This window comes from Pseudomonas sp. LF-5, assembly GCF_037626295.1.
GTDB lineage: Bacteria > Pseudomonadota > Gammaproteobacteria > Pseudomonadales > Pseudomonadaceae > Aquipseudomonas > Aquipseudomonas monsensis.
On the sequence record NZ_JARKMT010000016.1, the window covers coordinates 54,510 to 76,895 of the forward strand.

The following is a 22,386-nucleotide window of genomic DNA, read 5'->3' on the forward strand; positions in this document are numbered from 1 at the left end:
AGTCAGTGCTCACACGTCTTTGCGAATCGGCTCTTCGACTTTCTGCGCCTGCACGTCGATGGTGTGCGGCGGGTTGGCCTGAGCGGTCGTTTGCGGCTGCACCGGTGGCACCGGTTGTGCAGGCGTTACGGTCGGATCGGCAGCGGGTTTCTCGTCGTCGTTCATGGCTTTGCGAAAGCCCTTGATCGACTCACCGACGTCGGTGCCGAGGTTTTTCAGTTTCTTGGTGCCGAACACCAGCACCACGACAACCAGAATGACGATCCAGTGTTTCCAGTCAAAAATGCCCATGTTGCTGTTCCTCTCTAGAAGTTGTTCAGGCGGACGGGCGCGAGGCTTTCTCGACGTGTCCGGACAGGCCGAAGCGGCGATCCAGTTCATCCAGCACGGCCTGCGGATGCTGCCCCAGTTGGGCGAGCATGACCATGCTGTGGAACCACAGGTCGGCGGTTTCGTAGATCACATCGCTGCAGTCGCCGCTGATCGCGGCGTCCTTGGCGGCAATAATGGTTTCGACCGACTCTTCGCCGACTTTCTCCAGAATCTTGTTCAAACCCTTGTGATACAGACTAGCCACATACGAGCTGTCGGCGGCTGCGCCTTTGCGCTCTTCGAGCACTTCGGCCAGGCGGGTCAGGGTGTCACTCATGTTTGTGTCCTGCGCAATAGATAGCGTGCGGGTCTTTCAGGACCGGGTCGACTGTCTTCCAGTCGCCGTTTTCGAAGACGCGGTAAAAGCAGCTTTGACGGCCGGTATGGCAAGCGATGTCGCCGATCTGTTCGACCATCAGGATGATGACGTCGGCATCACAGTCCAGACGCATTTCATGCAGGGTCTGCACATGGCCGGACTCTTCGCCCTTGCGCCACAGCTTGCCACGGGAACGTGACCAGTAGATGGCACGGTTTTCTGCCGCCGTCAGCTCCAGGGCTTCGCGGTTCATCCAGGCCATCATCAGCACACGTCCGGTTTTGTGATCCTGGGCAATGGCCGGCACCAGGCCGTCAGCGTCCCACTTGATCTCGTCCAGCCAGTTTTTCATCTTCAATTCCTGAAAAAAGCAGCTTCGAGTCTCGAGCTTCAAGCTGCAAGTAAAAGCAGGCTGCGGTGTATCTGTGTCGTCAAGCTTGCAGCTCGCAGCTTATAACTTGCAGCAGATTCGTGCTATCGGCGAACGACCAGATACAAGCCGACTGCCACCATGATGCCTGCCGGCCAATGCCCCAGTTCGTGCAACGGGCCACCGGCGGCAAGGATGGTGCCGCCTGCCAGATGAGCGCTGCCGAGCAGGCGCAGGAACCAGTCATCCTTGCGTTTGTGCCACGGCGGTGGCGGGTCCTTGGCGTGCGGTTGGGACATGCGTTCGAGCAGGTCGCGCGCCATGTTGGCCAGGTGCGGCAGCTGTTCAAACTGGCTCTGCACGTTGCCGATCAAGGTTTTCGGGCTGATGCGCTCGCGCATCCAGCGTTCGAGGAACGGCTGCGCGGTGTTCCACAGATCCAGGTCCGGGTACAACTGCCGGCCGAGGCCTTCGATGTTCAGCAGAGTCTTTTGCAGCAGCACCAGCTGCGGCTGAACTTCCATGTTGAAACGTCGTGCGGTCTGGAACAGGCGCATCAGCACCTGGCCAAATGAAATATCTTTTAACGGTTTTTCGAAGATCGGTTCGCACACGGTGCGGATCGCCGCTTCGAATTCGTTGAGTTTGGTTTCCGCCGGCACCCAGCCCGAGTCGATGTGCAGTTGCGCCACGCGGCGATAGTCGCGCTTGAAGAAGGCGAACAGGTTGCGCGCCAGATAGTCCTGGTCTTCCGGGGTCAGGCTGCCAACGATGCCGCAGTCGATCGCAATGTACTGCGGGCTCCACGGGTTGACGGTGCTGACGAAGATATTGCCCGGGTGCATGTCGGCGTGGAAGAAACTGTCGCGGAACACTTGGGTGAAGAAGATCTCCACGCCGCGCTCGGCGAGCATCTTCATGTCGGTGCGCTGGTCGGCGAGGGTCGCCAGATCCGTCACCTGAATCCCGTAGATGCGCTCCATCACCAGCACTTTCGGCCGGCACCAGTCCCAGTAGACCTGTGGCACGTAGAGCAGCGGCGAGCCTTCGAAGTTACGTTTCAACTGGCTGGCGTTGGCCGCCTCGCGCAGCAGGTCGAGTTCGTCGTAGATGGTTTTCTCGTAGTCCTGCACCACGTCCACCGGGTGCAGCAGGCGGGCGTCGGCGGAGACTTTTTCGGCGGCGCGGGCGAGGATGAACAGCCACGCCAGATCCTGAGCGATCACCGGTTTCAGGCCCGGACGGATCACCTTGACCACCACTTCTTCGCCGGTTTTCAGCTGTGCGGCATGCACCTGCGCCACCGAGGCCGAGGCCAGCGGTTCGACGTCGAAACGGCTGAACACTTCGCTGATCTTCTTGCCCAGTTGCTCTTCGATCAGCTTGATCGACAGCTGTGAATCGAACGGCGGCACGCGGTCCTGCAGCAGCATCAGCTCATCGGCGATGTCTTCCGGCAACAGGTCGCGGCGGGTCGAGAGAATCTGCCCGAACTTGATGAAGATCGGCCCCAGGTCCTGCAGGGCCAGGCGCAGGCGCGCGCCACGGCTCAGGTCCAGCGGCTTGCGCGGGAACCAGCGCCACGGCAGCACGTAGCGCAGCGCCAGGAGAAACCAGGGCAGCGGCAACTCGAACAGCAGGTCATCGAGGCGGTAGCGGATCACGACGCGCTGGATGCGCAACAGACGGCGGACGGCAAGCAGCTTCATGCGTTATCGCTTGGGTCGAGGGATCGGGAAAGGCGCTCGAAACGCGCCTCGAGACGTTCCAGATCAAGTTTGATCCGGTCCAGTTCGCTAAACCGCGCTTCGGCCTCGCGCTGCCCGACGAGGGTGCGCGATTCTTCGGCGAGGTATTCGGCGAGGTTCTGGTTGAGGCTGGCAAATCCTTGTTGATACCAGCGCGCGCGGCTGCGCAGATGACCGCCCACCAGCTGCGTGGCGACCGGACCCAGCCAGCGCGAGAGTTCGTACTCCCAGTCCAGCTCCAGATCCTGCAGCACGCCGGCCAGCTCCAGCAGCACGCCGCTGTCACCGTCGAGCTCGACTTCCGGGGCGTGCAGCACTGCGGTCTTGTCCTTGCTCACGGCCAGTTTCACCAGGCTCGACGCGGGCGCACGCAAGGTGCAGTCGACAGCGGTTTCCCAGTGCGCGGCCAGCATCAGGCCCTCATCGCTCGGCAGGATGAACAGTTGCAGCGCCGGGCTGCGACAATCGACGGCAATCACCTTGCCGGTCAGATGCGCCAGCCGCGGCAGCGCCGTGCTGTCGAGACGCAGCACCCGGTTCAGACCGAGTTCGACGCTGGCGAGCAGCCCGGTGAGCAACATCAGGGCTTGATGCCGCGGTGCAGGGCGACGATGCCTGCGGTCATGTTGTGATAGGTCACGCGGTCGAAACCGGCGTCGACCATCATCGACTTCAGGGTTTCCTGATTCGGGTGCATGCGGATCGATTCGGCCAGGTAGCGATAGCTTTCCGAGTCGTTGGTGATCAGCTTGCCCATCAGCGGCATGAAGGCGAACGAGTAGGCGTCGTAGGCTTTCGACATCAGCGCGTTGGTCGGCTTGGAGAACTCCAGCACCAGCAGGCGACCGCCGGGCTTGAGCACGCGCAGCATCGAGCGCAGGGCGTCTTCTTTATGCGTCACGTTGCGCAGGCCGAAGGCGATGGTCACGCAGTCGAAATGGTTGTCCGGGAACGGCAGCTTTTCGGCATCCGCCTGAACGAATTCGACGTTGCCCGACACCCCCAGATCCAGCAGACGATCACGGCCGACCTTGAGCATGGATTCGTTGATGTCGGCCAGCACCACCTGGCCGGTCGGGCCAACGAGATGGGAGAACTTTTTGGTCAGGTCGCCCGTGCCGCCAGCGATGTCCAGCACGCGGTTGCCGCTGCGCACGCCCGACAATTCGATCGCAAAACGCTTCCACAGACGGTGCATGCCGCCCGACAGAAGGTCGTTCATCAGGTCGTATTTCGCCGCTACCGAGTGGAAGACCTCAGCGACTTTTTCCGCTTTCTGGCTTTCCGGAACGTTTTTGAAGCCGAAGTGTGTGGTGGGTTCGGCATCGCTGCCTTTGCGCTGATCAGTCATATCGCTGTCACCAAAAGAGAATGCGCGACATTCTAATCCCCAAGCCATGCTTTGTCTTGGAATGGCTAAAGGTAAGATGGGCAACCTTCGGGACGATTTGCCGCAGACGCGGTCAAGATTTACCGAGACCTATTCATCAAGCAGGAGTCATTCAATGGCCAAAATCAGTGTTGAGCGTGCCCACAACCTGGGCAAGGAAGCCGCCCGCGAGAAGGCCGACAAGCTGGCGCAGAAACTCTCCGATCAATATGGCCTGGAGCCGCAGTGGTCGGGCGACACCCTGAACCTCAAGCGCTCGGGCGTGAAAGGTGCGGTGCATGTGGCCGACGATTCGATCAAGGTCGATGTGGAACTGGGCATCATGATGTCGGCCATGAGCGGCATGATCAAAGCCGAGATCGAGAAGGCCCTCGACAAGGCCCTGGTCTGAAATACGATCCCCTGTAGGCGTGAGCCTGCTCGCGATTGGGGTCTGTCAGTCACCGCAATGTTGACTGACAGACCTCAATCGCGAGCAGGCTCACTCCTGCATTTGTTCTGTGGTGCTCCTGCTGTTTATGTCAGTTGTTAGGGTGCCGTTTCTAATTTTTCTCCCTACTTTGTGCCTGAGCCCGACACCTTTGCGGGCAGTTCCTCAAACCTTCTGCGCGTGAGGTGCACCATGGCCAAAGTCATTTTGAAGAAAAAAATCGACGCTTCGACTTCTGCTCTGAGCGACGTCAAATCCTATGCCCGCAAGATCTGGCTGGCAGGCCTGGGTGCCTACACCAAGGTCGGCCAAGAAGGCAGCGACTACTTTCAGGAGTTGATCAAGGCTGGTCAAACTGTTGAAAAGAAAGGCAAAAAAGCCGTCACCGAAAAACTCGAAGCAGCCAACGCCGAGATTGATGACGTCAAGGACGAAGTCAGCTCGTTCAAGGGGCGTGTCGAAGTCCAGCTCGACAAGGTCGAGAAGGCGTTCGACTCCCGTGTTGCAAGTGCCTTGAATCGTATCGGCATTCCGTCTAAACATGACGTTGAGACACTCTCTGCTAAGCTCGATGAGCTGACGGCATTGCTCGAACGCGTCGCGCGTAAATCTTAAGGAGAACGGGATGGCTGGTAAAAAGAACACCGATAAAGAAGGCAGCTCGTGGATTGGGAAAGTCGAAGACTACTCCCGCAAAATCTGGCTGGCTGGTTTAGGCGTGTACTCGAAGATCGACACTGACGGCAGCAAGCTCTTCGAGTCACTGGTCAAAGACGGCGAGAAAGCCGAGAAGCTCACCAAGACAGCAGTCGGCAAAAAAGTCGATGCCGCCAAGGACTCCGCTTCTTCGGCCAAGTCGCGCATCAGCGGCGTTAAAGATCGCGCACTGGGCAAGTGGGACGAGCTGGAAGGGGCTTTCGACAAGCGCCTGAACAGCGCGATTTCGCGCCTGGGTGTGCCAAGCCGCAATGAAGTGAAAGCGCTGCACAGCAAGGTTGAAACCCTGACCAAACAGATCGAGAAACTCACCGGTCTGAAAACCCAACCGGTAGCGGCGAAAACCGCTGCAGCCAAACCGGCAGCGAAAACCGCAGCGGCTAAACCGGCTGCGAAAACTGCCGCCAAGCCTCTGGCCAAAGCAGCGGCCAAGCCTGCAGCCAAAGCCGCTGCGAAAACCGCCGCCGCCAAGCCAGCAGCCAAAGCCGCAGCCAAGCCGGTTGCCGCTAAAGCCGCCGCGAAACCGGCAGCAAAACCTGCGACCAAAACTGCAGCTAAACCCGCCGCCAAAACCGCTGCCGCCAAACCGGCTGCCAAGCCTGCAGCGAAACCTGCTGCGGCGAAGAAACCGGCAGTGAAAAAACCGGCCGCGCCGAAAGCCGCTGCGCCGAAACCGGCTGCACCTGCTGCAGCCAAACCGGCCACCCCGGCAGCTCCGGCCAGCGCGTCGAACTCCGCTGCTGCACCGACTCCGGCGGCCACCCCGACTGTTGCATCGACCCCGTCGACGCCAACCAGTCAGTCCTGATTTATCAGGGCAAAACAAAACGCCCGGCCTGTGAAGGTCGGGCTTTTTTGTTTGTGCTTTTTAAAAGCTTACCCTCATCCCAGCCCTCCCGAAACGTCGGACCGCCCGGAGGGAGAGGGAGCCGACCGAGCAGTCTTGCGTCAAACATCGACCTGACAGACCGAGTCGACTATGGATTCGGCAAAACAGCCGCAGGTCGGCGTACATCTCAAGCATCCCCCAATCAGTCCCCTCTCCCTCCGGGCGGTCCGACGTTTCGGGAGGGCTAGGGTGAGGGGCTTTTGCGTCAGTCGTGATCTTCAAGGTATTGCAGGGCCATCCGCTCCGTGGCGACCTTAACCGGCGGCAGCAGATGCGGCGCCACCAGCATCATGATCTGGTAAACCACCAGACGAACCTCGCCTTCGCGATCCAGAATCCGCTGATAATCCAGCGAAAACAGCAGCGTCATAGTGATCTGCTCCACCAGTTGCCCCAACGCCTGCGTATCACTGACCAGTTGCCCCGAAGCCTTCAATCGTGCAAGCAACGAAGCGAGTGTGCGCTTCAACGCATTGAGCAGATGACGAATGCCCTTGGCCAGCTTCGGCAAGCGCCCGGCGAGGTTCGACAGGTCCTGGAAGAGGAAGCGGTACTGCGCCAGGCGCTCGACGATCAAGTGCAGAAACAGCCAGTAGTCTTCCGGCGCCAGCTCCACATCGGCCGGCGGATCGAGCAGCGGCGCCAGCTCATTCTGGAAGCGTTCGAACAGGCCGAGAATCAACGGCTCCTTGCCGTGGAAGTGGTAATAGAGGTTGCCGGGGCTGATCCCCATTTCGTTGGCCACCTCCATGGTGGAGACGTTCGGCTCGCCTTTCTCATTGAACAACTGCAAAGCACATTCGAGAATCCGGTCGCGGGTTTTCATCCAGTCTTCTTAGAAAAATTCGGTTAAGCGTCAGCGCACACGCACGTAAGTACCGGGTGCCGCCTCCATCGGTGGATAGTTCGGGTTGCCGAGGGCCATCTGGGTTTCATGCTGCGCCCCGGAGCGTTCCTGAATCCATGTCAGCCATTGCGGCCACCAGCTGCCCTCGACGTGTTTGCCGTCGTAGTACCAGGCGCGCGGGTCGCTGCTCATCTTGCCGTTCTCGACGTAGGCGGCCTTCGGATTGCTCGGCGGGTTGAGGATGCTTTGCACATGGCCGCTGTTGGACAGCACGAAGCGTCGATCGCCACCGAGCAGCAGTGTCGAGCGATACACCGCATCCCACGGGGTGATGTGGTCGTTCATGCCGGCGACGCTGAAACTGTCGACGGTGACTTTCTGCAGGTCGATCGGCGTGCCGCACACCTCGAGCCCGCCCGGATGGGTCAACGGGTTGTGCTTGAAGAAGTCCAGCAGGTCGCCGTGAAATGCCGCCGGCAGGCGCGTGTTGTCGTTGTTCCAGTAGAGGATGTCGAAGGCCGGTGGCTCCTTGCCCAGCAGGTAATTGTTGACGAAGTAGCTCCAGATCAAATCGTTGGGGCGCATCCAGGCGAAGACCTTGGCCATGTCACGACCATCGAGCACACCCTTCTGATAGGAGCGGCGCTTGGCGGCTTCCAGGGTCTGCTCGTCGGCGAACAGGGTGGCCGGGGTCTCGATCTGGCTGTCCAGCAGGCTGACCAGATAGGTCGCGCTGGAAACCCGCCGCAGTTGCCGCTTGGCCTGCAAGTGGCCTTGCAGCGCCGCGATGGTCAGGCCGCCGGCGCAGGCGCCCATCAGGTTGACTTCGCGCGCGCCGGTGATCGCCCGGCAGATGTTCATCGCTTCTTCTACCGCTTCGACGTAGGTCGACAGGCCCCATTCGCGATGGCGGACATCGGGGTTGCGCCAGCTGATCATGAAGGTCTGCAAGCCGTTCTTCAGGGCGTACTGGACGAAGCTGTTGTGCGGGCTCAGGTCAAAAATGTAGTACTTGTTGATTTGCGGCGGCACCACCAGCAGCGGCTTGGCGTACTGCTTTTCGCTCATCGGTTTGTACTGGATCAGCTCCAGCATCTCGTTGCGAAATACCACCGAACCGGTGGTGGTGGCGACGGTCTTGCCGACCTCGAAAGCCTGCTTGGTCACCTGCCGTGGCAGGCCATCGTTGTGCAGCAAGTCATCGAACAGATGACTGAGGCCGCGCACCAGACTGTGTCCGCCGGAGTTGAACAGCTCCTTGACCGCCAGCGGGTTGAGCAAGGTGTTGGAGGGCGCCACGGCGTCGTTGAGCAGGGTGAAGGCGAAGTGCGCGCGGGCACGATCGTCGTCGCTCATGTTGCTTTCATCTATCCAGCTTTTGACCTGTTTTTGCCAGGCCAGGTAGGCCTGCAGGCTGCGCCGGTAAAAAGGATTGAGGCTCCACGCCGGATCGGCGAAACGGCTGTCCTGCGGATTGGTCGGGTACAGGGTTTCGCCGAGCAGCACACGGCCCAGTTGGCCGCCGAGCTTCAAGGCATGCTTCGCACTGTGGATCGGGTTACGCAGGCCATGGGCTGCCACGCTGCGCAAGGTCGAAATCAAATCCCGGCCACGCAGGCCGGTGATCGCACTTTGTGCGTTGATGAACACGGCGGGGCTGGGCACTACGCCCGTCGCTGGTTTGTCGCGCATGACTCAACACTCCTTCGTCTTCAGGCCAAAAACAAACTCACCGAACCAGAACACCATAGTCGCTGTTGCGGGTTGCTGCCTGCGCGGCGTCCTGCCGCGCACTTCCTGACGCTTGCATAAAGCCTGCCGCAGCAGCTAGCCGCCCAGCGGTGTCGGGTGCGGGTGCATCACTGCACGCTGACGTTCCTCCTGGAGAAATTTCATGATGATCGGCGCCACCGCTTCGGCACGGGTAATCAGGAACAGATGACCGTCGTCGATGATGTGCAGTTGGGCGTTGGGAATGCGCCAGGCGAGCATGCGCATGTTGATCAGCGGGATCAGTGGATCGTCATCGCCGGCCAGCACCAGCGTCGGCTGGTGGATCTTGTGCAGCCAGTGAATGCTGGTCCAGCCCAGCCCGGCGAACAGTTGCCAGTAGTAACCGAGCTTGCCCGCCGAACGCACCTTGGCGGCATGGCTGGCAGCCAGGGTCGGGTCGCGACGGAACGAGCCGCCATAGATCAGCGGCGCGATCCGGATCACGTGCGAGGGTTGGATATAGCGCCGTGGACTGGCCATCATCCACAGCACCTTGGGTTTGCCCGGCACCATGAACGCACCGGCGGCGGTCGCCGCCAGCACCAGTTTCTTGCAGCGCTCGGGGTAGTCGTGGGCAAACTGCTGGGCCAGCGCACCGCCCCAGGACACGCCGATCACGTTGACCTGACCGTAGTCGAGGTAGTCGAGCATCCGCGCCGTCAGCTTGGCCAGCCCGGGAAAGCGATACGGCCGGTTCGGCGTCGATGAGCCGCCGACACCGGGCACGTCGAAGGCGATCACTTCCAGATCCGGGTCCAGCGCCGCGACGAACGGAAACACCAGCTCCAGGTTGGCGCCGATGCCGTTGAAAATCAGCAAGGGCGTCAAATGAGGCTTGCCGGGGCGTACCGCAGTGCGGAGGGTCTGGCCATCCAGATCGACGGTACGGAATATGAACGGATGCGGCATGCTTCAGGCCCTGTGGATGGAGTCTGTTTCTCAAATTTATAACTGTGGGAGCGAGCTTGCTCGCGAATGCGGTCAATCATTCAACATTGATGGTGACTGACACGACGCTTTCGCGAGCAAGCTCGCTCCCACAGGTTTTACCGCTCGTGAACGTAAGTGCCCGGCGATGCTTCACCTGGCGCGTACGCTTTGTTGCCCAGTTTGGTCGGTGCCTTTTTCAGGTTGCCCGAGCGCTCGGCCTGCCACGCCTGCCAGTACAGCCACCAGGAGTCGGTGTGCTTGGTCGAGTTCTCTTGCCATTCATCGGCATTTGCGGCCATGCCTTCGCTGGTCATGTAGCGCGATTTCGGGTTGCCCGGCGGATTCAGAATGCTCTGGATATGCCCGCTGCTCGACAACACGAACTCGACTTTGCCACCAAACAGCTGCGCCGACTTGTAGCAGGACTTCCATGGGGTGATGTGGTCGTTGGTGCCGGCCAGCGAGAAGATGTCGGCCGTGACCTGCTTGAGGTCGATCGGCGTACCGCACACTTCCAGTGCATTGGGGCGGATCAGTGGGTTGTTTTTGAACATCTCGATCAGGTCGCCGTGGAACGCTGCGGGCAACCTTGTGGTGTCGTTGTTCCAGAACAGGATGTCGAACACCGGGGGCTCGTTGCCGAGCAGGTAGTTGTTGACCCAGTAGTTCCAGATCAGGTCGTTGGGGCGCATCCACGCGAAAACCTTGGCCATGTCTTTGCCTTCGAGCACACCGGCCTGGTACGAGTGACGCTTGGCGGTCTCCAGGGTCTGCTCGTCGACGAACAGGGCCACGTCGCTGTCCAGGGTGGTGTCGAGCACGCTGACCAGCAGGGTCAGCGCGTTGACCTTGTTCTCGCCGAGGGCGGCGTAGTGGCCGAGCAGGGCGGTGCAGGTGATGCCACCGGAGCAGGCGCCGAGCATGTTCACGTCTTTGCTGCCGGTGATCGCGGTGACCACGTCGACCGCTTCCTTGAGCGCATCAATGTAGGTCGACAGGCCCCACTCGCGCTGGGCCTTGGTCGGGTTGCGCCAGCTGACGATGAACGTCTGCACGTTATTGCGCAGGCAGAAACGCGCCAGGCTCTTGTCCGGGCTCAAATCGAATACGTAGAACTTGTTGATCTGTGGCGGTACCACCAGCAGTGGACGCTCGTGGACCTGCTCGGTGATCGGCTTGTACTGGATCAGTTCCAGCACGTCGTTGCGAAATACCACGGCGCCTTCGGTCACGCCGAGGCTCTTGCCGACTTCGAACGCGCCCATGTTGACCTGGCTCGGCATTCCGCCGTTGTGCACCAGATCCTTGGCCAGATGCGAGAGACCGTCGAGCAGGCTTTTGCCGCCGGTCTCGAAGAAGCGTTTTACCGCGGCCGGGTTGGCGGCGGTGTTGGTCGGGGCCATCGCTTCGGTCATCAGATTGATGACGAAGTGGCCGCGCGCGATGTCTTTGGGTGAGAGGTTGCTGTCATCAATCCAGGCGTGGAGTTCCTTGCGCCACGCCAGGTAAGTTTGCAGATAACGTTTGTAGAGCGGGTTCTGGCTCCACGCAGGATCGGCGAAGCGACGGTCATCGCCAGCCGGTTGCAGTTCGGATTTGCCAAACAACACGTTCTTCAGTTCGAGGCCGAAATGGGTGACGTGCCTGACGCTATGGATCGGTTGTTTTATGGCCTGTCTCAGCACCATACGAGCAGAGGCCAGCAGATCCTTTCCGCGTAGCCCAACGACGGGATTAAGCCCCAGGGTGTTTTCCGAGGCTTGGTACTTCAGGTCATCGTTATTCTTGTTACTCATCTACGACGCTCCATTGTCCTGAGACGAGTACCCGGTTTTGCACTGTGCAGTTCCACAGCCAATGCCAGGTACTACTGCTCGGGTGACCGTTAATTCTGCATAGCTGCTTTACAGTCGTAGAGCACTGCAGGGAACTTGCCAGCTCCATTGGTTACCCGAGTTTAATTTTTTTCGCAAGCGGGCCGATCCTCGGCCACACAGCGGAGCATTCAAACAGATGAATTTAGAAAATGCCCTCTAAAGAGCAAGAGTCTCGGACTAGAGCATCAGCTTGACGATCGACTCGTCCGGATCGCGGGTTTTTCCGGCGGCTTTGAGTTCAGCGAGATAGTCGGCCCAGAGTGCGTCATAACGTCGCCCCAGTTCGTAGAGATAATCCCAAGTGAACAAGCCGCTGTCGTGGCCGTCGTCGAAGGTCAGTTTCAGTGCGTAGTGACCGGCCGGTTCCAGCTTGCTCAGACCGACGTTGATCTTGCCGAATTGCAGGATCGGTTTGCCGTGGCCCTGGACCTCGGCGGAGGGGGAATGCACGCGCAGGAATTCGGCGGGCAGGGTGTACTCCTCGCCGGACGCGTAAGTGAGCGTCAGGGTTTTCGAGGCTTTGTGCAGTTTGATATCGGTAGGAATCATAGTAAAAGCCTTCAGCTGCGAGCTACAAGCGGCAAGCTTAACTCAGCTTGCCGCTCGCAGCTTGCGGCTTGCCGCTCTACAGAATGTAGCGGGACAGGTCTTCGTTCTGCGCCAATTCGCCGAGGTGGCTGTTGACGTACTCGGCGTCGATCAGAATCGGCTTTTCATCGTGGGTGCTGGCGAGGTCGCCGGCACTGAACGACACCTCTTCGAGCAGACGCTCAAGCAGGGTGTGCAGGCGACGGGCGCCGATGTTCTCGGTCTTCTCGTTGACCTGCCAGGCGATCTCCGCCAGACGCTTGATGCCTTCCGGCTGGAACTGGATGTTCAGGCCTTCGGTTTTCAACAGCGCGCAGTATTGCTCGGTGAGCGATGCATGCGGTTCGCTGAGGATGCGTTCGAAGTCTTCCGGGCTCAGGGCCTTGAGTTCGACGCGGATCGGCAGACGACCCTGAAGTTCAGGCACCAGGTCGCTCGGCTTGCTCAGGTGGAACGCGCCGGACGCAATGAACAGGATGTGGTCAGTCTTGACCATGCCCAGCTTGGTGTTGACGGTGCAGCCTTCGATCAGCGGCAGCAGGTCGCGCTGTACGCCCTCACGGGACACATCGGCACCGCCGACATTGCCGCGCTTGGCGACCTTGTCGATCTCGTCGATGAACACGATGCCGTGCTGTTCAACGGCTTCCAGCGCCTTGGCTTTCAGCTCTTCTTCGTTGACCAGACGCCCGGCTTCTTCGTCGCGCACCAGCTTCAGTGCTTCTTTGACCTTGAGCTTGCGCGCCTTCTTCTTGCCCTTGCCCATATTGGCGAACAGCGATTGCAGCTGGTTGGTCATCTCCTCCATGCCAGGCGGCGTGGCGATTTCGATGCCGGACACCTCGGCGACTTCGATTTCGATTTCCTTGTCATCCAGCTGACCTTCGCGCAGGCGCTTGCGGAACAGCTGACGGGTATTGGAGTCGGTGCTCGGCGCTTCTTCATTGCTAAAGCCCATGCGCGCCGGCGGCAGCAGTGCGTCGAGGATACGGTCCTCGGCAGCGTCTTCGGCGCGATGACGCACACGAGTCATTTCCTGCTCGCGAAGCATCTTGATCGCGGCGTCGGCCAGATCACGGATGATCGATTCGACGTCACGGCCGACGTAGCCGACTTCGGTGAACTTGGTCGCTTCGACTTTGATGAACGGCGCGTTGGCCAGTTTCGCCAAACGACGGGCGATCTCGGTTTTACCGACACCGGTCGGGCCGATCATCAGGATGTTCTTCGGGGTCACTTCAACGCGCAGCTCTTCAGGCAGCTGCATGCGGCGCCAGCGGTTGCGCAGGGCAATCGCGACGGCGCGCTTGGCATCGTCCTGGCCGATGATATGGCGGTTGAGTTCGTGGACGATTTCGCGGGGAGTCATGGACATAGTAATTGACGGTCCTCAAGCAGAAACAAGCCGTGGCACAGGGGCCGTATCAGGCTTCTTCAGCGAGATCCTGCTCCTCAATGGTCTGAGTGTGGTTGGTGAATACGCAGATGTCGGCAGCGATGCCCAGTGCGGTTTCGACGATTTCACGGGCCGACAGGTCGGTCTTTTTCAACAGCGCGCTGGCCGCAGCCTGGGCGTAACCGCCACCGGAACCCATGGCGATCAGGCCATTCTCGGGTTCGACCACGTCGCCGTTGCCGGTGATGATCAGGGATGCGTCCTTGTTGGCGACCGCGAGCATGGCTTCGAGGCGGCTCAGGGAGCGGTCGGTGCGCCATTCTTTGGCGAGTTCGACGGCGGCGCGGATCAGGTGGCCCTGATGTTTCTCGAGTTGGCCTTCGAAACGTTCGAACAGGGTAAAGGCGTCGGCGGTGGCACCGGCGAAACCGGCGATGACCTGGCCGTGGTACAGGCGACGCACCTTTTTGGCGTTGCCTTTCATCACGGTATTGCCGAGAGAAACCTGGCCGTCGCCGCCCATGACGACTTTGCCGTGGCGGCGGACTGAAACGATGGTGGTCAAGGGAAGAGTCTCCACGCAGCGGGGCGAAAATGCCTTATGCCCATTCATATGGGGGTGCTGGAGAGGATTTCAACCGGGGAGGGCAATGGGAGACGAATGGTGTGTGTTGACTGTGGCGAGGGGATTTATCGCCGTTCGGCTGCGAAGCAGTCGCCAAACCATCCTTCGCGGTGGGCCTGATGCACCGCAATTGCTGGTTTTGGGGCCGCTTCGCGACCCAGCGGGGATAAATCCCCTCGCCACAGGGATTGTGGGCAACCAAAAAGTGAGGCGCCCACGGGAGACTATCAGCGGCTCTGGCGCTGTTGTAACAACAGGTTGCTGAAGCCGGCGCCGGCCAGTTGTTTCTGGGCCGTGGTCAGTTGTTCGCGGTTGCTGAACGGGCCGACCAATACGCGGTACCAGGTCTCATCCTTCACGGTGCCGGACTCAACCGCCACGGCCTGGCCGAGCAGAATGATCTGTGCACGGACCTTGTCGGCATCCGCCTCTTTGCGGAACGAACCCGCCTGGAGGAAGAATTTGGTCACGGGCGCCGCTTTGCTCACCGGTGGCGCTGGCGGCGGGGTGATCCCGGCCAGTGCTGCCTGCGCGCGCGCGGTGTCGATCTTCGCCGCTTCCGCAGGGGTGACCGGCGTCGTCGGGATCGCCGGCACTTGCGGCGTCGGCAGGGTTTTCTCCGGCACGGCGTCCGGCGGCACGATCACTTCCGATTCCGGCAGCAGGGTGTAGAAGTCGTACTTCGGCTTCACCGGTTGCGTCGGGCTCGGCGGGGTCTTGTTGGCCTCGGCGATCTTCGACGCTTTCTGCTGCTGCGCCTGTTCGACCTTCTCGCGCTTGACCGTGTCGCTGCCCTTGCCCGGCTCCAGTTTCATCAGGAACACGATGAACGCGCCGACCGTCAGGCCGATGGCCATCCACAGCCAACCCGGAATCGGTTGCTTCGCAGGAGCTTGGTAACGGCTGGCGCCACGCTTGGGTGCAGGTTTTTTCTTGGCAGCCAACTTACATACGCTCCAGAGTTTCCAGGCCCAACAGTTCCAGGCCTTGCTTGAGAGTACGACCGGTCAGCGCGGCCAGACGCAGACGGCTCTGCATCTGAGCCGGCGTTTCGGCGGCGAGGATCGGGCAGTTCTCGTAGAAGCTGGAGAACAGGCCGGCAACGTCGTACAGATAGGTGCAGAGAATGTGCGGTGTGCCTTTGTCGGACACGTTGTTCAGCACTTCGCCGAACTGCGCCAGTTTCGCCGCCAGCTCAAGTTCGTGCTCGGCTTCGAGAACGATCTGACCGTCGACTTCGCTGAAATCCTTGCCCAGCTTGCGGAACACACCGGCCACGCGGGTGTAGGCGTACAGCAGGTACGGCGCGGTATTGCCTTCGAAGTTCAGCATCAGGTCGAAGTTGAAGCTGTAGTCGCTGGTGCGGTGCTTCGACAGGTCGGCGTATTTCACCGCACCGATGCCGACCACCTTGGCGATGTTGCGCAGCTCGTCTTCGGCCAGTTCCGGGTTCTTCTCTTTCACCAGGTTGTAGGCACGTTCCTGCGCTTCGGTCAGCAGGTCGATCAGCTTCACGGTGCCGCCGTCACGGGTCTTGAACGGACGGCCATCGGCGCCGTTCATGGTGCCGAAGCCCATGTGCTCCATCTCCATCGGATGGGTGACGAAGCCGGCCTTGCGCGCTACGGCGAACACTTGCTGGAAGTGCAGGGCCTGACGCTGGTCGACGAAGTACAGCGCGCGGTCGGCCTTGAGCTTGCCGCTGCGGTAGCGCACAGCCGCCAGGTCAGTGGTGGCGTACAGGTAGCCGCCGTCAGCCTTGACGATGATCACCGGCAGCGGGTCGCCGTCGGCGTTCTTGAACTCGTCGAGGAACACGCACTGGGCGCCGTTGCTCTCGACCAGCATGCCGGCGGCTTTCAGGTCGTTGACCACATTTATCAAGTCGTCGTTGTAGGCGCTTTCGCCCATCACGTCGGCCATGGTCAGTTTGACGTTGAGCAGTTCGTAGATCTTCTGGCAGTGCGACAGCGAGATGTCCTTGAACTTGGTCCACAGCGCCAGGCACTCGGCGTCGCCGGCCTGCAGCTTGACCACCAGGCCACGGGCACGGTCGGCGAACTCTTCGGACTCGTCGAAACGCTGCTTGGCGGCGCGGTAGAAGTTTTCCAGGTCGGACAGCTCGTCGCTGGTGATCGGGTTTTCCTGCAGATACGCCATCAACATGCCGAACTGGGTGCCCCAGTCGCCCACGTGGTTCTGGCGGATCACGTCGTCGCCGAGGAATTCCAGCACGCGGGCCACACCGTCGCCGATGATGGTCGAGCGCAAGTGGCCGACGTGCATCTCTTTGGCCAGGTTCGGCGCCGACAGGTCAACCACGGTGCGCTGCGCCGGGCCGGCCTTGCGCACGCCGACGTGAGCGTCGGCCAGGGCGGCATCGAGGCGATTGGCCAGGGCCTGGGTGTTCTGGAAGAAATTGATGAAGCCCGGACCGGCGATTTCGGCCTTGGTGACGTTTTCGTCGGCCGGCAGCGCGGCGATGATTTTTTCCGCCAGATCGCGCGGCTTCATGCCCGCAGGCTTGGCCAGCATCATGGCGATGTTGCTGGCGAAGTCGCCGTGGGTCTTGTCGCGGGCGTTCTCCACCTGAATCGCCGGCGACAGGCCTTCAGGCAACACACCTTCGTTGACGAGTTGGGTGAGGGCTTGTTGGATCAGCTGGCGAATGGTGTCTTTCATGGTCTTCTCTTTCGACCGCAAGCGCGGCGGCGCATCAATGCGCGGGTGGAAAAACTGGGCATTATCCGTTGCGAAGACGGGCTTGCCAACCTTAGCAGGCCGCTTATGGATATGTGGTGACATCAAAGGCAAAAGATCGCAGCCTGCGGCAGCGCCTGCAGGTAATTGCCTATTCCTCTGCAGGCGCCGCCGCACGCTGCGATCTTTTGAGCTTCAGTACAAATCGACCGGATCAACATCCAGCGACCAGCGCACCGCCCGCCCGCTCGGCATCTGCTCCAGCACCAGCAACCAACTGGCGAGCAACCGATGCAGAGGCGCCCGTGCTGTCGCCTGCAGCAACAACTGCGCGCGATAGCGCCCGGCCCGCCGTTCCATCGGCGCCGGCACCGGCCCGAGCAACTCAATCCCGCTCAGATGCTGCTCGGCCAGCAAGCGTTCGGCCTCGCTGCACGCTTCATCGAGAAAGCCTTCAGCCTGCCCCGGCTTGTGCGCTTCGGCACGCAACAGCGCCAGATGCGCAAACGGCGGCAGCCCCGCAGCGCGGCGCTCACTCAGGGCCTGCTCGGCAAAGGCGAAGTAACCCTGCTCGGTCAACTGCACCAATAAAGGATGGTCGGCCAGGTGTGTCTGGATGATCACCTTGCCCGGCTCTTCTGCCCGCCCGGCGCGCCCGGCCACCTGCACGATCAACTGCGCCATACGCTCACTGGCGCGGAAGTCGCCGGAGAACAGGCCGCCATCGGCATCGAGGATCGACACCAGCGTGACGCGCGGAAAATGGTGCCCCTTGGCCAGCATCTGTGTGCCGACCAGAATGCACGGCTGACCCTTCTGGATCGTTGCGAACAACTGATTCATCGCGTCCTTGCGCGAGGTGCTGTCGCGATCGACCCGCAGCACCGGGTAATCGGGAAACAGAATCGCCAGCCGCTCTTCGGCCCGCTCGGTGCCGGCGCCCACCGGGCGCAGATCGACCTTGTTGCACTTCGGGCACTGGCGCGGCGTGCGTTCGACATAACCGCAGTGATGGCAGCGCAGTTCGCCGTAGCGTTGGTGCACGGTCATCCGTGCGTCACAGCGCGAACACTCGGACATCCAGCCGCAATCGTGGCACAGCAACGTCGGGGCGAAACCGCGACGGTTGAGGAACACCAGCACTTGTTGGCCATTGGCGAGGGTCTGGCCGATGGCTTGCTGCATCGGCCCGGAAATGCCGCTGTCCAGTGGACGGCTTTTCACATCCAGCCGCAAGAAACGGGGTTGCTTGGCACCGCCGGCACGTTCATTCAGGCGTAGGAGGCCATACCGTCCGGTGTAGGCGTTGTGCAGGCTTTCCAGCGAAGGCGTGGCGGAGCCGAGGACGATCGGGATGTTTTCCTGCCGTGCGCGTACCAGCGCCAGATCGCGGGCGTGGTAGCGCAAACCTTCCTGCTGCTTATAAGAGCCGTCGTGCTCTTCGTCGATGATGATCAGCCCCGGGTTCTTCATCGGGGTGAACAGCGCCGAGCGGGTGCCGATAATAATGTCGGCCTCGCCATCGCGCGCTGCGAGCCAGGCGTCGAGGCGCTCGCGGTCGTTGACGGCCGAATGCAGCAAGGCGATGCGCGCATTGAAACGCTGTTCGAAGCGCGCCAGGGTTTGCGGGCCGAGGTTGATCTCCGGGATCAGCACCAGCGCCTGTTTGCCGGCTTCGAGGGTTTCGCGGATCAGTTGTAAATAGACTTCGGTCTTGCCGCTGCCCGTGACCCCGGCCAGCAGAAAAGCGTGATAGCTGTCGAACCCGGCCCGGATTGCTTCGTAAGCGGCGCGTTGTTCGGTGTTGAGTGGCAGCTCCGGCTGGGCCAGCCAGTGTTCATGGCGAACGCCGGGGGCGTGGCGCCGGATCTCCACTTGCACCAGGTTCTTCGCCAGCAGCAGGTCGAGGCTGTCTTTGCTCAGCATCAGTTTGCTCAACAACTGATGGGCCACACCGTGCGGATGCTGCGCCAGTGTCGCCAGTGCTTCACGCTGGCGCGGGGCGCGGGCGATGCGCGGATCATCGAGGCTGGCGCCAGGCGCGACCGACCAGAAGCGCTCCTGACGGGCCTCGGCCAGTTCGCCCTGGCGCAGTAATACCGGCAGGGCCCAGCTCAAGGTGTCGCCGAGGCTGTGCTGGTAATACTGCGACGTCCACAGGCACAGCTTGAACAGTGCTGGCGGCAACGGCGGCTCGGCATCAAGCAGGGCCAGCGCCGGTTTGAGTTTTTCTGCCGGTACTTCGCTGGTGTCGGTGATCTCGACCAGAATCCCGATCATCTCCCGCCGCCCGAACGGCACCCGCAGGCGCATGCCCGGTTGCAACTGGGCGCGCAGCACGCCGGCCGGCGCCCGATAGTCGAACAGGCGGCGCAAGGGCGAAGGCAGGGCGAGGCGCAGAATGGCGTCGGGCACGCGGGGGGATCTCTATAAACGCAAAATAAGGTAGTGAGCGCAGATCAATTGTGGGAGCGAGCTTGCTCGCGAACGCGGTGTGTCAGGCACTGAGTCATCAACTGGCACACCGCATTCGCGAGCAAGCTCGCTCCCACAGTGGAGTACGTTCAAGGCCGGGAGCCTAGCAGACGGTCGGTCTCAGGGACAGCTTGCGCGATTGACATTGTCTGGTAGAATCCGCGGCCTAATTACGTGCGGTATTCAACAATCGTGTTGGGTGGCGGCACGCTAGCTGAGGAAGACATCATGAAAGCTGATATCCACCCGAATTACCCAGAAATCGCTGTTACCTGCTCGTGCGGTAACAAGTTCGAAACTCGTTCGACCTTCGGCAAAGCCCTGGCGATCGACGTTTGCAACGAATGCCACCCGTTCTACACCGGTAAGCAGAAGACTCTGGACACCGGTGGTCGCGTTCAGAAGTTCGCCGACCGTTTCGGTGCTTTCGGCGCGAAAAAGGCCTAAGGCCCTTCATTCTGGAAAACCTCAGCGGCTTTTCCGGTCTGATGAAAAAGGCGTCCCTTGCGGGCGCCTTTTTTGTGTCCGCGATTTGGCTTTCCGGGGCTCAGGCCTTCTGTCCGGCGCCTGTGGGAGTGCCGAGCGTCGCCGTACAGCGCGTCGTTGATGGTGACACGGTGCGCCTGAGCGATGGCCGCAGTGTGCGCATGATCGGCCTCAACACGCCGGAATTGGGCAAGCAGGGTCGCAGTGATGAACCCTTTGCCGTGGCGGCACGCCAGCGTCTGCAAGCGTTGATTGATGACAGTGGCGGACAAGTCGTTGTGCTCCCCGGCAAGCAAGCGAAAGACCATTACGGGCGTACGCTCGCCCACCTCTATAACGTCAGCGGCGCCAACCTTGAGGCGCAAATGCTGGCTGACGGTCTTGGCTTCCAGGTCGCGGTAGCACCGAATGTCGATCTTGTTGCCTGTCAGCAGGCTGCCGAACGCAGTGCGCGACAGGCTGGCCGAGGCCTTTGGCGACAGTCACCTGTACTGAAAGCGGAGCAGATCCAGCGCTCGGGTTTCGCCGTGCTCAGCGGTCGTGTGAGCAAGGTGCAGCGCAATCGAGGCGGAATCTGGATCGAGTTGCAGGGCGCCGTTGTATTGCGTGTTGCACCCAATCTCGTCGGACAATTCGACATGGCGCGCTTGCAAGCGCTGCAGGGCACGCAGATCGAGGCCCGGGGCTGGGTGGTCGATCGTTCGCGGCGCGGTGGATTGCAGGCGGGCCAGCCGCGCTGGCTGCTTCCGTTGACCGATCCGGCCATGATGCGCAGTTCTCGCTGAAGAAAAATTGTAGACATTTTTTCTGTCGATTGTGAACAGTCCAGCCCTTGTGCGCCGTGGCTCTTGGCCCAAAGTCGTAGGACAGGGCGCTTGACAGGGGTGACTGCTCAGTCTTGTGGGGACTTTGCGAGGCGCGTATCCTCGCTGACCAGTCTGTCCAACAGTAAAAAGCGGAATGCCAAAATGTCTGATCTGAAAACTGCCGCTCTCGAATATCATGCCAATCCTCGTCCAGGGAAGCTGAGTGTCGAGCTCACCAAGGCCACTGCTACCGCCCGCGACCTGTCGCTGGCCTACAGCCCCGGCGTAGCTGAACCAGTGCGTGAGATCGCCCGCGATCCTGAACTGGCCTACAAATACACCGGCAAGGGCAACCTGGTTGCAGTCATTTCCGATGGCACCGCGATTCTGGGTCTGGGTAACCTCGGCCCGCTGGCTTCCAAGCCGGTAATGGAAGGTAAAGGCGTACTGTTCAAGCGCTTCGCCGGTATCGACGTGTTCGACATCGAAGTCGACTCCGAAAGCCCGCAAGCCTTCATCGACACCGTTAAACGCATCTCCATCACCTTCGGTGGCATCAACCTGGAAGACATCAAGGCACCTGAGTGCTTCGAGATCGAACGTGCTCTGATCGAGCAGTGCGACATTCCGGTATTCCACGATGACCAGCACGGCACCGCGATCGTGACCGCTGCGGGCATGATCAACGCCCTGGAAATCGCCGGCAAAACCCTGCCGGAAGCCAAGATCGTCTGCCTCGGCGCTGGCGCTGCGGCCATCTCCTGCATGAAGTTGCTGGTGAGCATGGGCGCAAAAATCGAAAACATCTTCATGGTTGACCGTACCGGCGTGATCCACTCCGGCCGTGACGACCTGAACCAGTACAAAGCGGTATTCGCTCACGCCACCGACAAGCGCAGCCTGGCTGACGCTCTGAAAGGTGCTGACGTGTTCGTCGGTCTGTCCGGCCCGAACCTGCTGAGCGCTGAAGGTCTGCTGTCGATGGCGGCCAACCCGATCGTCTTCGCCTGCTCGAACCCGGATCCGGAAATCTCCCCGGAACTGGCACACGCTACCCGCAGCGATGTGATCATGGCCACCGGTCGTTCCGACTACCCGAACCAGGTCAACAACGTACTGGGCTTCCCGTTCATCTTCCGTGGTGCCCTGGACGTTCGCGCCAAGCGCATCAACGAAGAAATGAAAGTGGCCGCGGCCAACGCCCTGCGTGAACTGGCCAAACTGCCAGTGCCGCAAGACGTGTGCGATGCCTACGGTGGTGCCCCGCTGGAATTCGGTCGTGAATACATCATTCCGAAGCCAATGGACAAGCGCCTGATCACCCTGATCTCCGACGCTGTGGCCAAAGCCGCGATCGAGACCGGTGTGGCCACCCTGCCGTATCCGAAGAACTACCCGCTGAAAAGCGTGGATGACGTGTTCAACGGCTAAGTCGTTGTAGCGCTTCAAACAAAAGCCCCGGCTTGTGAGAGTCGGGGCTTTTTTATGCCTGAAGATCAAGAGCCCCTCACCCTAGCCCTCTCCCTGTATGTACCGGACACATGGTGGACAGGTGTTCGGAGACATGGTGGACACTTTTTAATAGGCACATTGCTCATCACTAAGGAGATGACCTGTGTCTTGGGAAGAGGTGTCCACTGTGCAGCTT

At 60.7% G+C, this 22,386-nt stretch carries 22 protein-coding genes; 6 read left to right on the plus strand and 16 right to left on the minus strand.

All coding sequences use genetic code 11. From position 1 onward, the window contains the following. Positions 1-9: 9 nt before the first annotated feature. The 6 genes from PseuLF5_RS27515 to ubiE all read right to left on the minus strand — a co-directional run bounded on the left by PseuLF5_RS27515 (position 10) and on the right by ubiE (position 4,160). Complete coding sequence (locus PseuLF5_RS27515; protein WP_123470720.1) at positions 10-291, minus strand: twin-arginine translocase TatA/TatE family subunit; 282 nt, start codon at positions 289-291, stop codon at positions 10-12. Positions 292-316: 25 nt separating this feature from the next. Further along, complete coding sequence (locus PseuLF5_RS27520; protein WP_007909355.1) at positions 317-649, minus strand: phosphoribosyl-ATP diphosphatase; 333 nt, start codon at positions 647-649, stop codon at positions 317-319. Next, on the minus strand, positions 642-1,043 hold the full coding sequence (hisI, locus tag PseuLF5_RS27525) for a phosphoribosyl-AMP cyclohydrolase (protein WP_123470722.1): 402 nt from the start codon (positions 1,041-1,043) through the stop codon (positions 642-644). Before hisI ends, PseuLF5_RS27520 begins: the two co-directional genes overlap by 8 nt. 122 nt (positions 1,044-1,165) lie before the next feature. Beyond that, a complete protein-coding gene (gene ubiB / locus PseuLF5_RS27530; protein ID WP_123470724.1) occupies positions 1,166-2,770 on the minus strand; it encodes a ubiquinone biosynthesis regulatory protein kinase UbiB in 1,605 nt (534 codons plus the stop codon). Further along, positions 2,767-3,390, minus strand: coding sequence for a ubiquinone biosynthesis accessory factor UbiJ (locus PseuLF5_RS27535; protein ID WP_222833831.1), 624 nt, complete (start codon positions 3,388-3,390; stop codon positions 2,767-2,769). Before PseuLF5_RS27535 ends, ubiB begins: the two co-directional genes overlap by 4 nt. Next, a complete protein-coding gene (ubiE, locus tag PseuLF5_RS27540) occupies positions 3,390-4,160 on the minus strand; it encodes a bifunctional demethylmenaquinone methyltransferase/2-methoxy-6-polyprenyl-1,4-benzoquinol methylase UbiE (RefSeq protein WP_003220857.1) in 771 nt (256 codons plus the stop codon). Before ubiE ends, PseuLF5_RS27535 begins: the two co-directional genes overlap by 1 nt. Positions 4,161-4,314: 154 nt before the next feature. Between ubiE and PseuLF5_RS27545 the strand changes: the two genes are divergently transcribed. From PseuLF5_RS27545 to PseuLF5_RS27555, 3 genes are all read left to right on the plus strand, one after another. Next, positions 4,315-4,590 carry a polyhydroxyalkanoic acid system family protein gene (locus PseuLF5_RS27545; RefSeq protein ID WP_025110282.1) on the plus strand — a complete coding sequence of 92 codons (276 nt, stop codon included), beginning with the start codon at positions 4,315-4,317 and terminating at the stop codon, positions 4,588-4,590. 231 nt (positions 4,591-4,821) lie between these two features. Next, complete coding sequence (locus tag PseuLF5_RS27550) at positions 4,822-5,244, plus strand: phasin family protein (protein WP_123470728.1); 423 nt, start codon at positions 4,822-4,824, stop codon at positions 5,242-5,244. A gap of 10 nt (positions 5,245-5,254) precedes the next feature. Then, the gene (locus tag PseuLF5_RS27555; RefSeq protein WP_123470729.1) at positions 5,255-6,154 is read left to right on the plus strand and encodes a phasin family protein; all 900 of its coding nucleotides are present in this window, start codon (positions 5,255-5,257) and stop codon (positions 6,152-6,154) included. A 286-nt stretch (positions 6,155-6,440) separates the two neighbouring features. Here the strand turns inward: PseuLF5_RS27555 and PseuLF5_RS27560 are convergent, their stop codons facing one another. The 10 genes from PseuLF5_RS27560 to PseuLF5_RS27605 all read right to left on the minus strand — a co-directional run bounded on the left by PseuLF5_RS27560 (position 6,441) and on the right by PseuLF5_RS27605 (position 19,386). Next, a complete protein-coding gene (locus PseuLF5_RS27560; RefSeq protein WP_123470732.1) occupies positions 6,441-7,061 on the minus strand; it encodes a TetR/AcrR family transcriptional regulator in 621 nt (206 codons plus the stop codon). 30 nt (positions 7,062-7,091) lie between these two features. Then, on the minus strand, positions 7,092-8,774 hold the full coding sequence (phaC, locus tag PseuLF5_RS27565; RefSeq protein ID WP_123470734.1) for a class II poly(R)-hydroxyalkanoic acid synthase: 1,683 nt from the start codon (positions 8,772-8,774) through the stop codon (positions 7,092-7,094). A 135-nt stretch (positions 8,775-8,909) separates the two neighbouring features. Then, positions 8,910-9,764 (minus strand): poly(3-hydroxyalkanoate) depolymerase, encoded by an 855-nt coding sequence (phaZ, locus tag PseuLF5_RS27570; protein ID WP_123470735.1) that lies wholly within the window; start codon positions 9,762-9,764, stop codon positions 8,910-8,912. A 137-nt stretch (positions 9,765-9,901) separates the two neighbouring features. Then, positions 9,902-11,581, minus strand: coding sequence for a class II poly(R)-hydroxyalkanoic acid synthase (gene phaC, locus PseuLF5_RS27575; RefSeq protein WP_123470737.1), 1,680 nt, complete (start codon positions 11,579-11,581; stop codon positions 9,902-9,904). A 258-nt stretch (positions 11,582-11,839) separates the two neighbouring features. Then, positions 11,840-12,211, minus strand: a complete 372-nt coding sequence (locus PseuLF5_RS27580) for a gamma-butyrobetaine hydroxylase-like domain-containing protein (RefSeq protein ID WP_123470738.1) — start codon at positions 12,209-12,211, stop codon at positions 11,840-11,842. Positions 12,212-12,287: 76 nt separating this feature from the next. Continuing rightward, entirely contained in the window at positions 12,288-13,625 is a 1,338-nt protein-coding gene (gene hslU / locus PseuLF5_RS27585; RefSeq protein WP_123470740.1) for an ATP-dependent protease ATPase subunit HslU, read from the minus strand. Between the two features lie 49 nt (positions 13,626-13,674). Then, positions 13,675-14,211 carry an ATP-dependent protease subunit HslV gene (gene hslV, locus PseuLF5_RS27590; RefSeq protein WP_003220875.1) on the minus strand — a complete coding sequence of 179 codons (537 nt, stop codon included), beginning with the start codon at positions 14,209-14,211 and terminating at the stop codon, positions 13,675-13,677. A 287-nt stretch (positions 14,212-14,498) separates the two neighbouring features. Further along, the gene (locus tag PseuLF5_RS27595; RefSeq protein WP_123470742.1) at positions 14,499-15,215 is read right to left on the minus strand and encodes an SPOR domain-containing protein; all 717 of its coding nucleotides are present in this window, start codon (positions 15,213-15,215) and stop codon (positions 14,499-14,501) included. Position 15,216: 1 nt separating this feature from the next. Next, positions 15,217-16,953 carry an arginine--tRNA ligase gene (argS, locus tag PseuLF5_RS27600; RefSeq protein ID WP_322375443.1) on the minus strand — a complete coding sequence of 579 codons (1,737 nt, stop codon included), beginning with the start codon at positions 16,951-16,953 and terminating at the stop codon, positions 15,217-15,219. A 213-nt stretch (positions 16,954-17,166) separates the two neighbouring features. Continuing rightward, positions 17,167-19,386: a primosomal protein N' gene (locus tag PseuLF5_RS27605; protein WP_340135071.1), complete on the minus strand. Its 2,220-nt coding sequence runs from the start codon at positions 19,384-19,386 to the stop codon at positions 17,167-17,169. A 288-nt stretch (positions 19,387-19,674) separates the two neighbouring features. Between PseuLF5_RS27605 and rpmE the strand changes: the two genes are divergently transcribed. The 3 genes from rpmE (at position 19,675) to PseuLF5_RS27620 (ending at position 22,169) form a co-directional block, all read left to right on the plus strand. Next, positions 19,675-19,893, plus strand: a complete 219-nt coding sequence (rpmE, locus tag PseuLF5_RS27610; protein ID WP_123470748.1) for a 50S ribosomal protein L31 — start codon at positions 19,675-19,677, stop codon at positions 19,891-19,893. Between the two features lie 41 nt (positions 19,894-19,934). Next, positions 19,935-20,717 (plus strand): thermonuclease family protein, encoded by a 783-nt coding sequence (locus PseuLF5_RS27615; protein ID WP_336347822.1) that lies wholly within the window; start codon positions 19,935-19,937, stop codon positions 20,715-20,717. Positions 20,718-20,900: 183 nt separating this feature from the next. After that, positions 20,901-22,169, plus strand: coding sequence for a malic enzyme-like NAD(P)-binding protein (locus PseuLF5_RS27620; protein ID WP_003220889.1), 1,269 nt, complete (start codon positions 20,901-20,903; stop codon positions 22,167-22,169). The last annotated feature ends 217 nt before the right edge of the window (positions 22,170-22,386 follow it).